This is a genomic window from Saccharicrinis aurantiacus (assembly GCF_947489045.1).
In the GTDB taxonomy this organism is placed as follows: domain Bacteria; phylum Bacteroidota; class Bacteroidia; order Bacteroidales; family Marinilabiliaceae; genus Saccharicrinis; species Saccharicrinis aurantiacus.
On sequence record NZ_CANLCN010000019.1, the window covers coordinates 16,437 to 35,896 of the forward strand.

Annotated in this window: 1 protein-coding gene; it reads right to left on the reverse strand. The window is 37.8% G+C overall.

Annotated elements, in window-relative coordinates:
* Window positions 1-24: 24 nt before the first annotated feature.
* A complete protein-coding gene (locus tag QMO11_RS17850) occupies window positions 25-19,344 on the reverse strand; it encodes a PKD domain-containing protein (RefSeq protein ID WP_282038907.1) in 19,320 nt (6,439 codons plus the stop codon).
* Window positions 19,345-19,460 lie beyond the last annotated feature (116 nt).

A 19,460-nucleotide genomic window follows, 5' to 3' on the forward strand; every position in this document is an offset into this window, starting at 1 on the left:
AATATTTTTGTGATAATTGGTTAACTATCGTACTAACAAGACGCTTCCTGCATCATTAAATGATCTACCACTATTGTATACCCCAGATGCTTTCCAAACATATACGGCCTGTGGCGACAATTGGTTATTGAAAAATCCATTCCAGCCCTCTTCTATGTCTGTACTTTCGTAGATTAATTGCCCCCACCTATTGAATATCTGAAGCTTATATCGATCTACATCTTTATACACTGGTTTAAATACACTATTATCCTGTACTCCACCTGATGAACTTCCGTTACCTCCATCTGACCTCGGAGTAAAGGCCGTTGGGAAAGCAACAAAACCTTCTTTCTTAACCGTTACAGCATCAATTAAAGTAGTATCATGTTCACAACCAAATTCACTCTCTACATATAGAGATAAAGAATATACGCCTATTTCTGGGTACTTATATCGAGGATTTACTTCTTCTGATGTTGCTCCATCTCCAAAGTCCCAAAAATGTTTTACTGCTCCGATAGCAAGACTGCGACAATCTAATGCTCCATTTGGTGTATATACGATATCCGGCCCATAATGAAAATCAGCTTTTGGCAACTCATGAATAACTAGTTCTTCAGTAAATATACCATCTTCCCCATCAGGACCTTGAACTGTAAGTGTTACGGTATAAGTACCCGGTGTAGTAAAGGTATATTTAGCATTTCGGGTAGTAGCGTTATTTCCTGCCACATCATCTCCTTGTCCGAAGTCCCAAAGGAAAGAATAGCCGCCAACTGATAAGTTCGTAAACTCTACGTCCAATGGAACACAGCCATGAGTCTGACTCGATTTGAAACTTGCATTCGGCACTACTCTGTACTCAATACTCACATCATCAGAAGTAACACACCCATTTACATTCATCGTCCATTTAAAAGTATTGATACCCTCTGTAAGGTTATTTACTTTTGTATTATAGAACGTTTTATCTTCAAAATCACCAGTACCTGCAACAACCGACCACTCTGCACTTCTTGATCCCGGATTAGATGCTTTCATTTCATATGTTGATTCATAACTAATGGCATCTTCACCCGCATATGGCGTTGATTTATTACTTTCAATAATAACCACATCTTCAGTAGAGCAACCTCCGTAGGTGATTGTCCATTTCAGTTTATTTTCTCCTAAGCCCAATCCTGTAACAACAGATGCTGGGTCATTAATATCTTCAAACGTTCCTTTTCCGCTAATTACGGTCCACTCTCCGATACCAAATAGTGGTTCGTTTGCATTGAGTGGATAATAATTATCACACGTAGTTTTATCAACACCCGCATCAGCTTGCGTTGGTACTTGATTAAATATGATCACTTCATCCACTGAAGTACAGTTTCCATTCTCAATTTTCCACTGTAGCACATTTTCACCAAAAGTTAAACCATCTACTCGAGTTTTTGGATCGCTTGCATCAGCAAATACTGCATTACCCGATATCACTGACCACGAACCAGTACCCTGTGAAGGCGAATTGGCATCAAGCAATGCATAATCTTTACAATCTTCAACATCAGGGCCTGCATTTGCAGGAGTTGGCGTATTGTTGATGATAGTTACTTCATCACTTTCACTACAACCTATATCTCCATTATTATTTCGCACTGAGATTGTCCATAAGAACTTATTAACCCCCTCTTGAAGATTAGTAATAGTAGCTTGTGGTAAAGTTGGATCATCAAAATTACCGCCACCTTCGATAATAGACCATAGTCCATCTCCATAATCAGGAGTTGCTGCCTTAAGAGTTACAGTAGGTGAGCAGAACTCACCATCATCTCCTGCATAAGGTATTGATGGTACATTGTTATAAACGCTCACTTCATCACGATTAGAGCACATACCGTTTGCACTTGTGATCGTCCATAAGAATTTATTTTCTCCTTTGGAAAGATTTGTAACACTTGGTGTATTGCTATTCACATCGCTTATGGTAGCCATACCTGATAAGATAGACCATGTACCTGTACCAACGGCAGGCGCTGTAGCCCTTAGTGTTGTATTTTCAACACACAACTCTTGCGTTGCCCCTGCATATGAGGTACTAGGGTTGTGATTAATAATTTCAACTTCATCAAATGTATCGCAGCCTTTATGAGAAATCTTCCATTGCAATCTGTTGGTTCCTCTCGCTAAATCATAAACCCTAGTTGTAGGATTTGTATTATCATCAAATTTAGCCTGACTATTACCACTTAATACAGTCCACTCTCCATTACCTGGACTTGCATTATTACCTGTCAGTATGGTTTCGTCTGTACAGATCTCAACAAATTTCTGAGTAATATCTGCTTGTATTTTATTATAAGATACCTGCACATCAGAGTATGATGAACATGAATTATGCGTAACTGTCCAACGGAATATGTTATCTCCAAACCTAAGATTATTAACTTGTGTTGTAGGAGAATTTATATCAACAAAATCACCACCTCCATTTTGTGTAGTCCAAACTCCATCACCAATATTAGGAGTTGAAGCACCTAGTGTAACTGTATTATCGCAAAGGGCAACATTATCACCTGCAATTGCAGTACTTGGCATATCATTGGTAATGATGATCTCATCTGTTGATACACAGTTATTATAAGAGATAGTCCAAACCAATTTATTAGGACCTCTATCTAAATCTCTAACTGTAGCATAAGGGTTATTTACATCAGAATCTCCATTATCATTTGTAAAGTGAGCAGATCCGCTGCCTCCTATAATGGACCACGATCCAGTACCTGGGAATGGCTCATTAGCTGCCAACACAACTGTATCTGAACATAGTGGCGGCATATCAAAACCTGCAAAAGCTTCAATTAAGTCATACGATATTTCTACTTCAGACTCAGAGGTACAACCATTGTTATCGATGGTCCACTTAAAACGATTCCTTCCTTTCCCTAAACCAGTTACCTCTGTAAGGTTATTTGAAGGGTCCACTATAGTACCTGCACCTGTTAATAACTCCCAAGTTCCTACTCCATCAATAGCAGCACTTCCGGATAACATTACTCTATCTTCACAAACAGTTCTGTCTTGACCTGCATAAGAAACTGAAGGTTGATTATTAATTATAGTTACCCGATCAGTTGATTCACAGTTTGGCTGCGCACCCTCAACATGTACGTACCACTCGAAGATATTTTCTCCTGGTGCCAAATTATAAATCCAACGCCCAGTTATCTCTCCACCATCTTTCCCTGTTCCCTGTCCTTTTATTACACGCCATTTACCTACTCCATATTGTGGACTAATTGGACGCACCTCAACAGAATCAGCACAAACTGTTTGATCAGGGCCTGCATCTGCTACAGATGGTGTATCATTAAATACTCTTACGGTATCAGTTTCTATACAATCATTATTATTGATTTCTAACTTAATAATATTTTGTCCTGGTGCTAAACCTCTAACGGTTGTTTTAACATCATTTGCATCATCAAAAATACCTCCGCCCGATAAAACAGACCATGTGGCAACTTCATGAGAGAAACCAGGCTGTCTTCCGTCTAACAAAGCTTCGTTTGAACATACTCTATCATCTATGCCTGCATTTACATCCGAAGGCTTATTACTTGTTACGATTACTTCATCAGATGATGATCCGTTGGTATAATAAATTGTCCAAACAAATACATTATCGCCTTGAGCCAAGTTTAATACATTGGATTTTGGATCTCTAATATCATCGAAATAGCCACTACCCGTTTTAACAGTCCATTCTCCAAGCCCTACAGCAGGATCGTTAGCACTTAACTTTGTATAATCATCACAAGTAGTAATGTCTGCCCCAGCGTCTGCTGGAGGTATGGTACCATTGGTTACTACAACTTCATCATATTCTGAACATCCTAGATAACTAACTGTCCAACGATAAATATTATTCCCCTGACGCACACCTGTAACTGTAGGGTTAATAATATTAGGATTACTAAAATCACCTGCCCCCTCAACAACTGACCATGTTCCTTTTCCAACATCAGGAGCAACAGCATCTAACTGTGCAAAATCACCTGGAACACTTAGGTCTGATCCTGCATTAACCGGACCTGGTTTATTAACAGCAATAACAACAGTATCGCGAGAAACACAAGTCCCATTTGAAACAGTCCAGACTAACTTATTTACTCCAACGGCTAAATCAGCTACTGCTTTAGGGTCTAATTTATTAGGATGAAAGCTTGCTGCCCCTTCACCAGGAACTACATTCCACTCACCTATTCCAACAGTTGGTGCTGTTGCATCTAAATAGGCAATAGCACGACAAACCGATTGATCAGGTCCTGCATAGGCATCCACCATAAGGTTTATTACTTTGAAATCAATATAATTTTGGCAAGAATTTAGAGCGACTGTCCATCTAAATATACTTTCACCTTGTCCGATACCCTTAACTTTAGTATTCGGATCTAAAGGATCTACAATAAGCCCCGAACCGCTTATTACACTCCACACTCCAATACCCATATCTGGTAATACTGGAACTGCTGATAATATGATCGAATCACCACATATTTCAATTTCTGTTACATCACCAACTATAGCAGCTTCTTGCGGTTTATCATTTCTAATGGTTACTGTTGCTTCGGAAGAACAACCATTACGCGTTAAGGTCCATACAAAAGTATTATCTCCTCCAGCCATATTTGTTACCTGGGTATTATACAATGAAGCATCAACAAAAGAAGCTCCACTATCAGAGGTCCACATACCCGTTTCAGCATTATCTGCAACTGGTTCTGTACCCTCTAAATTATAAGTTCCATCACAAGTGAAATTATCAATACCCGCATCTACATCCAAGGCATTGTTTCTTATCATCACTAAGCTTGTTGATAAACAACCTCCTCTAAGTATATTCCAACTTAAAATATGATCTCCTTTTTGTATGTTAGTAATCGAAATATCGACACTATTTAAATCACCTATGTTTACTTGACCAGACTCTATTCTCCAATATCCTTTTTCCTCAGGTAAAGGAGTACTGCCAACTAGGTTTGTTGAATTACTTTTACAAGGCAAATCAATTATAGATACTTTTGCACCGGTAGCATCGTAAATAATGGATTCCGAAGGATTATTATTCATCACATCCACCTCTGCGTAACTATCACAAGCTCCTTTTCGAACTGTCCATCGCAAAGTGTTTAAACCTTGATTTAGATTTCTAACTAAAGTACGATCATTAGATGCATCTACAATTACTCCATCACCAGAAACAAAGCTCCAAAGTCCATTATCCGCTCCTACTAAAGAAGAAAGTGGTGTACCTATTAGCGTAGCCTCGCCACCACAAACCGGACTTTGATCTACTATAGCTGTAACAGTTAATTGATCATTATTTATAATTACATCGTCACTTCTCTCACATCCACTAACAGAACTTTTTAGCGTCCAAACAAATATATTTTCCCCTTGCGATAGATTATAAACTGCAGCGTTTGGCAACACCTTATCAGCATTATTAACAAACTGACCCGAGCCTTTTATAATTTTCCACTCACCTTCCTCATTCGTACCTGGTGTTGCAGCATCTAAAGTATAAGTTGTACCGCATATTCTTTCATCTACACCTGCATCAGGAATAGGTAAAGCCGTTACGGTTACTGTTAAAACAGGAGACCAAGGCTCTGTAGTACTACAACTGTTTAATGGACGTACCTTAATATCACCAACAGTAGAAGGTACATTAGGGTCTAAGTCAACCAAGATAGAAGTTCCTGTACCATCACCATTTAACAATAAACCAGCTGGTAAATCCCATTCATAAGCTGTAGCATTAGCTACGGGAGTAATACTATATACAAGTCCTTTTTCTCCTTCACAAAGATTAGTTGGTCCTGATGGTGCAACTAGTATAGCATCAGGAAGTAGATTTGCAGTAATCCACTTCTCGCTAACGATACTTGCACCGCATGCATTCTCAGCATATACTTGCATATATCCGCCTGTAAAATCGCGCTCTATATTAGTTAAAATATTTGTTGTTCCATTTCCAGAGAGGATAGTGACCCCAACTGGCGGTGTCCAAACATAATTAGTAGCATACTGAACAGGATCCACAGAATAGTCAACATTTTGGAGTCCTTGGCAGACTCCTGTTATATCAATCGTACTTTTAATCTCAGCAATCCGTTCTGGGAGTTGATTTACGACTACACGTGCTGTAATAGGTGTTACTACATCCATAACACATCCTTTGACATCAACTATAGCTGTAATTTCATAATCACTAGTAATTGTTGGTCTAACATTCCAGGTATATTGTGCTCCTTTTAACGCTGATGCAGGTATCACAAGCGTACCTTCTATGCCATTCACTTCATAAGTTGTCGTATATGGCGCAATTCCGCTTGAGAAATCTATAACTAAAGGAGTTGTTTCTCCAATACAAATAGAAGTACTTCCAGATAGATTAGCAACTGGCTTATCATTGACTGTTACATCAACAACGCCACTTCCTGAATTTGAACAAGTATTTGCATCTGTAATATTTAATATTTGATAGCTGGCATTACCTGCAGGCTTATCCGTAAAGGTATACTTATAAGCATCGATAGTCTCTGTATTAGATGTTCCATTATTACTATCAATCCATGTGATATCAAATGGCTTCATACCTGACAAAGTAGTAATCAAAGTAACTTCTCCATCTTCACAGACCTCGTTAGGCCCAGAAATACTACCTTGCGGCAATTGGTTTACTTGTAGTATTACTTTGCTATCTACTATATCGCCTTTTAAACATCCTGCATCACTAAGATCAAACAACTTTGTTATTTCGTAATTACGAGATGTTGTTGGTGTGACTGTAACTACATAAGGTGTTTCGTTAACTTCACGTTCTATGGTGCTAAAACCATCGTAAATAGATACTTTAAAACCTCCTTTTGTAAAATCCCAATTGATGGTATTTATGGCCATGTTAAACTCTTCGCCATCACAAATTTCTTCAACTCCGCCAATTGCTGTTAGTTCAACAGTAGCATATGGTTGTGTAATTAACTTGGTATCTGAAGCCTCGCAATAACCACGCTTAGGCACCTTAGTATCAAAACTATCGGCATGATCTCTAACTGAAATTGTATAGTTACCTGCCGGCAAATTAGAGAAGGTAAAAGGTGTATTTTCTTTTACTGTTGCATTAGAGCTAGAGTAACCCTCATCACTAATAATACTAACAAAGTAATTATCTGCCGCATCAGGAGTCCCTCCTAAAACAAGCCCTTCAATAACTCCTGTTGTACCAGTAAAACAATCAACATCGCTGATCTTTTTAGTGGTAATTTCTAGTTTATCAGGATTAATAATAGTTACAGTTTCCTCTACGAAAACATCGTTCTTATCAGTAATCTTAATCAAATAATCACCCGCCTTTAAATTGATTAAACTTTTTACAGTGGCTTCTTCATCTACATTTACGTCTGGACCATTTACCTGAATACGGTATTTTGTATCAGTAATGGGAGTACCTCCATAAATTCTATTAATATGAATTTCACCATTATTTGCATTTTGGCATGGGCTAATTTGATGCACCACATACTTGAAATCGAGTGCCTCACCAGGTTCAACAACCTTTTGATTAGTTAACTCGGTTGAACAACCATTTTGATCTGTAGCGACAAGTCGATAAGTATCTGCAACAAGTTTTTCAAGTGGATTAGTAGTTCCTACTTTTGTACCAGCAGAATTATACCATTCCAAATCTGGAGTTCCTGTACCTCCTGTAATATCAACCAATATTTCCCCATCATTACCACCAGTTACTGTAACATCAGTGATAATAGGATTAGATATTTGCAAATAAGCATCAGGTTGATGTATATAAATTTCATTCGACTCAATATCACAACCATTAGCATCTGTAACAGTAAGTTTATAATGATCAGGTGTTTTATCATCACTAGACACTAAGCCTGTTGGATTACTGCCAGTAGCAATTGAAGGGCCAGACCAAGAATAGGTATATCCATCGCCATTAGCCCCCTTTGTACCTCCCGATACTAGAACTTTAATTTCGCCAGTAGCTTCGCCATAACAAAGCACATCTATTACATCAATATTATCAATGCTTAAAGGAGCATCAGGTCCTTTTACCTCGTACGAACGAACCCAGCTACACCCTAATACGACATCTTCAACTTTGAGCTGATAAGTACCTTGCGCTACATTAGATAACACATTGGTTCCACTTACACCGTTCCAAGTATAATTATAGGTACCTGAACCACCTGTAACAGTGGCTTCAAGTTGTCCGTTAGGCTCATTGTAACACATTTTAGAATCTGAAACTGCCACCGTTACATCTAATATATTATTTGCAACAACAACATATTGCTTTGTAATAGCACAATCTGTCCCGCTTGCGTCTACTCTACCATCGGTAATAGTAATCTGATAAGTACCTTCACTTAAACCTGTTTGATTTCGCTCACCTTGAACAATACGAGTATCATCACCTAAAATAACTGTCCAGAAATAAGAATAGTTACCATCACCACCAATAACATCCAACGAAATAGCTCCGTCATTATTCCCCAAACATGTAACATCTGTAACATACTCATTAATAATGGATATTTTATGCGTTAAAGTCTCAGAGATACTAGCAGTACAGGAACGTCCATCACCTGTATCAGAAACTGTTACAGAATAGGTACCTCCGGTAAGATTCGTCTGATCTTGCGCACCTTGCACTAAACCACTGCCGTCTGCTGAACTCCAATCATAAGTAAAACCACTTCCAGATCCGCCAGCAACAGTTAGATCAATTGCGCCACCTGTTCCTGCACAAATAGTCTCGGTCACGTTTGTGGATAAAGTTATCTCATCATCTTGCTTAACTTCAATGTTAGCTGTAGTGCTACAAGCTGTAGCATCAACTACAGTTACCGTATAGATGTCTGCAGGTAAATTATATTGATTTTTATCGGTACTTACATTAGCTCCAACAACAGGATTCCAATTATAAGTATACGGGGCAGTACCTCCAGAAACTTCAATTTCAATTTGACCATCAGACATTCCAAAACAGGAAGTATTAACAATGGTCGGATCAACAACAATTGGTGATGGTTCTGGAATATTTATTTTATATGTTCTTGAACAAGATGCAGAAGCATCTGCTTCATTTAGATCCGTTATAATTACAGTATAATCACCAGCATATAAGTTATCAATATTTCTATTACTAGACGTATAACCATCTGGTCCCGTCCATGCAAAAGAAAAGGCATTAACGGTATTACCACCACTTAAGTTCAAAACAATACTTCCCGTATTTCCACCATTACAACTAACTCCATTTACAGTTGGGTTGATAGACATTTCCATTGGAACAGAAACCAACTTAGACTTTTCACAAAGGTTTTTGTCTTTAACAGTGATAGCATAATCTCCCCCTTCAGAGATAAGAACACTTGTAGGATCTACAGGAACTGCAGGGTTAAATGGAGGTCCAACCCACTTATAATCATAGGCTCCTGATCCACCACTCACATTATCAACCTTTAAGGTACGTTGGTAAGGATCACAATTAGTTACTTCGAAATAAGACGTAAAGGTAATTGCTCCAGGCTCATTTACAGTGAAACCTTCGCTAGCTTTACACTGCTCAGTACCTGAAGTAGTGCTTATTGTTGTTTCAACAGATAAGGTATATCCACCTGAAATTAGTTGTGCTTGGTTTAATTGAGAAGGATCTACAAATACAAATGATGGTGGTCCTGACCAAGAGTAAATACTGTTAGTACCTTCATCCTTTATATTATGAATAGTAATAGCTCCTGACTTTTCGCCGTTGCAAACCACGTCAGTAACGGTACCTTCAATCTCAATTGTATTGTCATAATCAATCACAAAGTCGAAATCAACAACACAATTCCCTCTATCTAAATCTTTTATACTTAAGGTATAAGTACCTATAGATAAACCAGATTGATTTAAATTATTAGAATCAAAACCAGTACCACCATCAGTAGAACTCCAGGTAAAAGTATAATTACCACTAGTTCCTATAACTTGAACGTTACTAATTGATCCATTATTTACACCAAAACAGGTCGCATTAGTTTCTGTTGCAGTAACATCTATTAATTCAAGCGTTACGGATTCTTCAACAACACATTTATTGGTAGCATTTGACTCAATATCAATTACCTTAATAGTATAGTCATTAGGTTCTAAGCTTTGTAGTAATGGGTCATTAACTGTAATTGCTCCCCCTGACGGATTAGAAACCGAACCAATTACTATATCTGCTTTGCCACTTGGACTAACCACAACACCATAGTTTTGATGTCCTGAAATATTATTTTCTCTACCACCTTCTATCGTAAAAATAAGCGATCCTGAATTGGCATTATCACAATCAATTGTAGCGCTTGTCACATTAAGTTGTAAGGGAACAGGTTCTGTAATTACACCTGAGTATAAGCTACTTTCACAACCATTAACATCCTTAATGACAACACCATACGCCTGTGCATCTAGGCCTGTAATAATCTCATTGGTAACGTTTGGACCTAACTGTTTCTCTACTCCGTTGAGGTAATATTTGTAAGGCATTGCCCCTCCAGTAATATTATCAATTTGAATGATACCTGAGTCATCACCATTACACGTGATAATATCACTTTTTGAAATAGTAGCAGCTATAGCAGCTGGCTCTTTTATTTCAATAGGATCCGATGTATAACTACAGGCAGAACTTGCTGATTGAATGGTTACTATGTAAAGCCCTGCAGGTTTACCAGTTATGGTTGAGGTAACATCACTAAGTGCACCCCAACTAGCTCCTCCATCATATGAAGCTTGCCAAGAATATATAAAACCATGACCAGAAGGGCGACCTGTTGGTGAAATAGCAATACTTCCATCACTACCACCATTACAGGTTACAGGTTTTACAAGTTCAGTATGTCCTAGCTCTTTCGGATCAGACAATTCTCCCCTTAATTCTTGAACACAAGTTGGTGTACTGTTATAATATACCTTAACTGCATAAGGCCCTGGTTTTAGTAAATTTGTCTGAACGCCTTCAGCGGCTAATGTACCAGCACCAAAGTCTAATCCATCAGGATCTTTCCAAGCCACCGAATAATTATTTGCATCATTGTCAAAATCCCAACCCTTACCACTTAATGTTACGGATAGTGAGCCTTGATCTCCAAAACAAACAATATCTGTAAGAATATTAATCTGCGCTAAAAATTCTTTCGGCTCATATACAGCAACAGTCTTGGTAAGTTCAGCTCCTGCATTATCTTTTACTGTAACCTCATAGTTACCTGCCACAACAGGAATATTATAAATAATGTTAGCAGTATTATCATTACCTATCTGAACACCTGCTTTATACCAAGTAATATCATAATTAGGATTACCCGAAGTAATACTTACTTCAATATTCCCATTATAAGAAAAACATTCGGCATCCGTTGCAGTTAAATTAAAATCAAGCGGGGCTGATTCATCGATTAAAGTAATTTCGTAAAACTTCGTGCAAGTTCCACTAGTCACTGTAAATGAATAAACTCCAGCAGACAAACCTGTTCTTGACATTCCTGTTGAACCATCTTCCCAAACCACAGAGTATGTAGTACTTGGACCACCAGTAATTGTATTAATTACAATAGAGCCAGTATTCTGACCGCCAATAGCAATATGTGTTGGTGTAAAATCTGCAACAATATCTGTAACATCAGCGACAGTAAAAATTGGTTTTGGGTTTATGAAACACCCATTGTCATCTGTAATAGAAACTGAATAGTCAGCTGCGCTTAAGTTAGTTACGTGATTGGTTTTTCCACCATTAGCATCAGAGACTCCACTCCATTGGTAAGCAATTGTACCAGTGCCACCTTTAGCAGTAACTTTAATTTCTCCATCAGCATCTCCAAAACAGGTTATATCATTTATAAAATCTTCGGTGTAAGTAAGTTCAGAAGGCTCTATGATTCTAACATCTGATGTTAAAGTTTTTTTACAGCCATTATTTACATCCTTTACTATTACGGTAAATAGACCTGGAGCAAGATTTGAGATTGGTGAGTCGTGCCATGTTAGCTCATTGTCTATGGAGTATTGAAAAACACCTCCACTTCCATTGCTATATTTAGTATCAAATTCTATTATTCCATCATTAGCACCAAAACATTGAACATCAGTTGCTATCGCTGTGGTATTATAGTCTAATGGACTAGTCATTTCCACAGGGTCTGATTTAGCAGAAGCGCAACCTGGCAAGCTTTGTTCTTGAATAATAAAAGTATAAGTTCCTCTTGGAAGGCTGAATACATTATTTGATTGCCACGTTGCTGTTTCTACACAATAGTAATCATAATTACCAGATCCTCCTTGCCCTGTAACTGTGATTGTACCATCATTAGCCGAGAAACACGAAACTGGATTAACCTTGATATTCTTAATCTTAAGTTCCTCTGGTTGAGATATTTGATGAGTTACTATTGCATTACTCTCACAAGAAAGCAGCTGATAATCACGAACCTTAATATAATATGTTCCTGAACTAAGATCCGTAAACTTATGTATACCAGATAGTTTGGCATTTAACCAAGTTGCTCCATTATCTAAACTATAGTCATATTCTCCTGAACCACCTTTAGCTTCTACCTCTATACTACCCGTACTTGAGCCAAAACAATCTACATCTTCAGAATTTAATAATGAAAGTGTAATTTCTGAAGGTTCTGTAATTGTATAAGTCCCTAAAGTATAACTACAATTATTGTTATTAACATCGCGCACTTCTAATACATATCCTCCTGCAGGAAGATTTTTAAAAGTAAACTCATCAGTTCCCGATGGTATTGTTGGCGTCCAATCACGAATTATCGGACCATCCAATCTGAATTCATAATTTCCAGAACCGCCTTCAACCTTAACATTTAATGTCCCATCACTGCTTCCGAAACAATTATTATGAGTAGGACTAACTGCACGTTCTAGAATAATATTATCTAAACTTTTAACTACAAATGGATTTGATGAATTTTCAAAAATACAACCATTCGCATCTTTAACTAATATGCTGTAAGTACCTGGATTTAGATTTTCAATTTTTTCTACATTCTTTACATTGTTGCTCCAAATAATTTCGTAAGGGCTTGTACCTCCAACAACTTTCAGACTAATTGATCCTGTTGCCTGAGCAGCACAATCTGTATCAATGATAGAGATATTTGTTACTGAGGGTAAATCAACAGGTTCAGTAATTGTGAAACTTTGCACAAATGGGCTACATGAATTTGGATTGGTATCTGTAATTGTTAAAGTATATATTCCTGCTGTTCGATTCTCGATAAATGGAACAGAGGAAATAATACCACCCCCATCACTCCATGAGTAAACATAATTACCACTCCCTCCTTTAGCTAAAACTTCAATACGTCCTGTATTGTCCGAATAACACAACACATCCGTATGTTCTATCAAGGTCAGGCCAAGTGGATCAACATCAGCAAGTTGCACATCTACAGTTGCAAAAGTACAGGTTGTTGCTTTAGCATCTTGTACCCAAACACTATATTTTCCTGTTCCTAAACCTGTAAGCTCATATCCATCTATTGCGTTATTAGCTGGTTTCCAATTTGGTACAGGTACAATAGCCGGATTATCTGTTGTAAAATTATAATCTCCAGAACCTCCTGAAGCTCTTACAATAAAACTACCATCGGTAGCAGCATTACAAGTAATTCCAATTTGAGATTCTTCAATTAATGCAAGTGCTGCAGGTTCTGTAATCTCAATAGGATTTGGAATTTGAATAATACACCTTTGGTACATTGGATTTTTATCACGAACCCAAATATTATGTAAGGCAGCATTTAAATTACGCACTTCATATTCTGAACCTATAGCGCCAAAATTACTCTCCACCCAAGTGTTTGGTGAAAGAGCTGGATCAGATAAATTAAACTGAAAAGTTCCTGAACCACCTTGAGCTCTCACAACAAAAACGCCTTCCGCAGCTCCATTACAAAAATTATCTTTATGATAAATAATCTCTTCAATTAATAATATAGGATCATTTGATAAAATCTCAACATTTATACTCTCACTACAACTATTTCCATCAGTAACAATAACACTATGTTGACCGACTGGCATACCAGTTTCCGTTAGGTCAGCACCACCTGTTGACCATTGAATTTTATAACCAACTCCTGGATATGTAGTAAAATCTGGATTACCTCCCGTTATAGTGATTGTTGCTGAACCTTCACAGTCGAGACCTGCAGTACATGGTGTACAACCCACTTTGATATTTTGGGTGGCATCTTCTATTACCACAATTGCACTTGGTTCTACAATTGAAACACTCAGGGTATTTATCTTTTCGCATGCAGGAGGGTTTGTAACTTCCTTTACTGAAAACTGGTGCGTACCATCGGTTAAACCGGAAAACACATTTGAACTTTGCCAAGTCGTACCTCCGTCAATAGAATACTCATAAGCACCACTTCCACCAGTAGTTTTTAAGGTAACCGTACCATCATCAGCTCCAATACAAGTAATGTCAGTTTTAGATTCTTCCTGCAGAACCAATTCATACTGTTCAATAAGAACACTTCCTGTCATTAATGCATTACAATTATTTTGCACTGCACTTACAGTGTAATAACCTTCAATATCAAATAGTTGATCACCTCCAGTACCATCTTGATTTTTAGTAAAATTGAAAGCAGTACCATTGCCATCAAACAATACTTTAGGTGTTAAGCTCAAACCACCTAAAAGCAATTCGTAGGTAACTCCTGTATTTGAACCACTTAAACCTACAACAACTCCTTTATCTGTAGCATCATCACAATATGCTCCGCCACCCGTTACACTATAAAGTGTAGATGGATCACCAACAACATCAATTGTTTTTTGTGCACTTGTGATACAACCATCGGCATTTGTATATTCATAAGTAATGGTGTAAGGTGTTAATGGCATTGCACTTGGTGTGAAAATTCCAACTCCATCATTTGCAATAACAGTATTACCTAAATCATCAATTCCTGTATTACTAATACCAGGAGCATCCTCAACAAAATTACCAATACCTCCATTGGGCATATCGCCTCTTAATGTAATCTCTGCTGAAGACTGACAAATTTCGTCCCCATCGGCAACACCTGAAAAAGTAACCGGATTGGCAGCAAACACCTCAACCAATTCAACAACTGTTGTTTTACAACCATCGGAAGTTTTAGTAAACTCCATGGTAACTTCATAAATTCCAGCACCTACTGAAGGTTTTATAGTAGCTGTATTATCAGAATTGTCTGTTAAGAAACTTGTGGTACTTCCATTTAATGTAGCAGTAAAAGTTGCAGAACCATCGGTAGCATCGGCACCACTCACAGAAATTTTTTGGTCTCCACTATTGGTACAATAACTAGTACTTAATCCACTAATTGCCACATTAACTGGCGTTACAAATACATCGCGTGTTGATTGTGTTTTACAAGTAAGACCATTAACTATATTTAAAATGGTATGTGTAATAGTATTTGCATTAGGTTTAAATACAACACTTGCATCATTTGGTACAAAATAATTTCCACCAACACCATTACCAGTAAAACTTGAACCAGCCGTACTTGGTAAAGTTGCCTTTGGTTTTAATATAACAGGATCACTATTTTCGCAAAAATTAGTTTGCCCTGTTGAAGGTACTGTTTCTGTACCAATAAGGAAAGTAGGGTCTACGGACTCAACAATTTTTACAATAGTAGTTGTTGAATTATTACACCCTGATGCATTATATCTATAGATGACTTCATAATCACCTAAACCTAAGCCTGTAGTATTAGCCAAGGTAGCAGGTTTAAAATGGTAAGTACCATTACCTGCATTTTTTGTAACTACCACAGGAGCTCCTGTGCCATCACCAATATAATTTACGTCAAAGGTTGTTCCATCATTATGATCTGGAGGGTTACCATTTACACTACCTTCTAATAAATATTGACCGTTATCAGCCGAACAATACTCTGTACCTAAACCAGGTATATCAATTGGAATACCAATAGTCACTGATTCTGAATAAGAACCAGAACACCCGTTGGCATCTGTATAATCATAAGTAATCGTATGTGTTCCACTACCTGCATCAGCAGGTGTAAATTCTGCAGTACCATTTCCAATATCTGAGATACCAGGCCCAGTATATGTACCTTCCCCTATGGCTAATCCTGTATCTCTAAAGTAAGCAACTAAGGTAACTGCTGGATCCTGCTCACATGTTGCTGTTAAACCAGTGAAATAAATATTGTTGTTAACAGGCTCAAGCAAAGTCGTTGTTTCTTCTACAAAAGCTGTGCATCCCCTAGGGTCAGTATAAGTATAACGGAAAGTTAAATCCAACGGAGCACCCAAAGCTGCAATTGCAGCACCAACATTTAATGTAGCAGTACCATCTGTTGAATCCCACCAGGTACCTTTATCTAACATCGATCCTATTACTTCAAAATTTCCTACTGAACCAGGGGTCGTACCATCCGGTCTACCATTAATAGTAACCGTACCTGCATCAGAACAATAAGTAGGGCGTAAATTATCAATACGCACAACGGGCACCTCATTCACTACTATCTCTTTTGTAATAGAATTGGTACACCCCTCAACACTTGTAAAGTTATAGGTAATATAATTACTTCCTATATTAGCTGCTGCAGGATCAAATTGATCACCAAACATCCCCGTTCCAACAAAACTACCTCCCGTTGGGGTACCTGTTAACTGAACTATGCCATTATTTTCGCAATACACATAAATATCTCCTGGTGTTGTGAAATCAACAACAGGTAATGTATTCACTTTAACATGAACTAACTCATTACTAGTACAACCATGTACACTTGATGCGATAACAGTATAATCTTTACCAGGAGGGTTTGGCCCAACTGTAATAGTTTGCGAACTTCCCAAACCATCACTCCAAGTATAAGAACCCCCGGCTCCTGCACCATTTGCAGTTATATCAATAGTTGACCCTTCACAGACCATTGGAATAGCAGGGTCAAAAGTTATTGTGGGTACTGGGTCAACATAAACTGTTGCTATTGAAGATCCGTTAACAGGACTACACAAACCTGCATCACTAAGGTTTTCAACACTGTATGTAGTTTCCGCATCTGAAGGATTAACAATAATTGTATAGTTATTAGAAGGGTGACCAGATACAGTAGAAATGGTTGCCCCTTTATCATCCTTTAATGTGAAATTATAAGGTGGGTTACCAGTAAGTACCACTTCAATATTAAAAGTGCCAGGTACATTCTCACATCGTCTAATAGGTGCTTGAGCAATTACATTTGCTGTAGGAGGGTTTGTAACTGTAATGATAACAGTACCACTCATCAATTGCGAACAGCCTCCAGCGTTACTTCCTACAACTCGATATGCACCTTCTGTAATATCAGTCCATGTAATAACATCACCGTCATTTCCTTTTCTAATCCCACCATAAGAAATCCAATTTGTACCATCAAATCGCTCTAACTGATAATCAACAATACTTTCTACTGGTCCTAATGATAAAATTACGCCTGTTGTAGCATCTGAACTACAATATTTATCCTTATTTGTTGTTAAGGCTACTGGAGTGGGATTTGCAAGAACCTGCAAAGCCCCAGTCATCATTTGGCTACAACCTCCTGAACTTGCACGAACAGTATAGATCCCTTCTGTTGTTTGTGATCCGAAATTGAGTTCACCTCCATTACCACTTAAAGTTAAAACTGGGTTACCATCACGAAGTAAAGTGTAGCTAACACTCGGGTCTGTAGGTGTTGCAGTTGACCCCAATTTAACCTCGCCACTAGGACAAACAACCCCTTGATTAATCAACGGCAAATCATCAGGTAAAGCGTTAATTGAAGCCACTCCATTCATTGTTGACTTACAACCAGGAAGAGATCCTGATACATCCTCAGCTTCTACCCAATATGTACCGGTATTTGTGACACCATTAAAAGATAGCGATGAGTTAGTTCCTGCCAATACCTGACCTGAAATTACAGAACTACCATCGTCGTACATTAATGTATAATTTACATTAGTAGTACTATTACTGAGACCTACAATCAGTGTTGAACCTTCACATAGCGTACCTCCAGATACATTGTATTTTATTGGGCTTGTTCCAACAACCACAGTATTAAGCATATTCACATCGGCACAACTGACGTTATTTGCTCTTACACTATATGTTCCTGCTGTTAATACAACAGAAGCAAACGAAACAGTAGTCCCATTTCCAGTTACAGTGGTAACTGCATTACCAAATGGATTATATAATGTATAAGTAACGTCGGATTCTGAGTTAGCCAATCTAACTGTGTATGTATTCCCATTACAGTGTGGCCCTGCCTCAACAATACTAATTGTTTGAGCTATTGGCGTGCTATAAATTCTATCACTACCATTAGTCATTAAAGGGTCATTACCTCCACAGGTATTTAATGCATAAACTTCATATAAACCAGGAGTATTAACTGTCCATGAATGTGAACCACCATCACCGGTCCAAGAACCTCCGGGACTATATATTGTGCCATCCTTACGAAGTTCGTAGGTTATACCTACTTCACTTGAGTTAAGAGTTATGGTAGAATTTGATGGTGCACAGTTTTTATTCCATGTGATTGTTTGTAAAGATGGCACTCCCGAAAGGTTAAAATTAGCACTTTGAGGAAGATTTGTTGCTTCACAACCGTTTGCGTCAATTACTGAAGTTAATAGCCATGATGTTGAAACCAAATAATCCGTATTACTATTATCGGGCAAGGTTGCAACAGCAGGCATATTTGCTCCTACATGGGATCCTTGGGGGTTTTGATAAGTAATATCAAAGCCTACAGCACCTGTAAACTCGTAGTTTACACTTGCTTTATAAGGAACAGTACAAGCATCAAAACTATTAGGCTCCCATGTTCTAACAGTAACTTCATCTGTAACAACAATGTCAACAGAATACTGCGTTGCTCCTCCACCGTTATGCTCCCATACAACACTATATGTATTTCCAGCTACAAAACCAGACAAATTATGATTTGCAGCATTCGAGCTAGTATTATCTGAAGTCAAACCTGAGAGACTAACCCACTGACCATTATTCACATGACCAGAAATAGGGGCTGGAGAAGCATTCGCTAGAATATCAGCTCCATTTATTGAACTAGCACCACAAGTAGACATTGTTTGAGCGCTCAAAGAACTAACAACAACAATAAATAATAAAATAAGGCAAACTTTCAAACTATGTATTGACAAAGAAATTAAGCTTGTGAAATGAGTATATAGTTTAATCATACTAATATTTTTATCAAGCCCTAACCAAGGGAACTATTTTTTGTACGTCAATACTTTTAAAAGGTTTGTCAAAACAAAACATATATTCATAAAAAATAACATCCTTTTATCTTGCC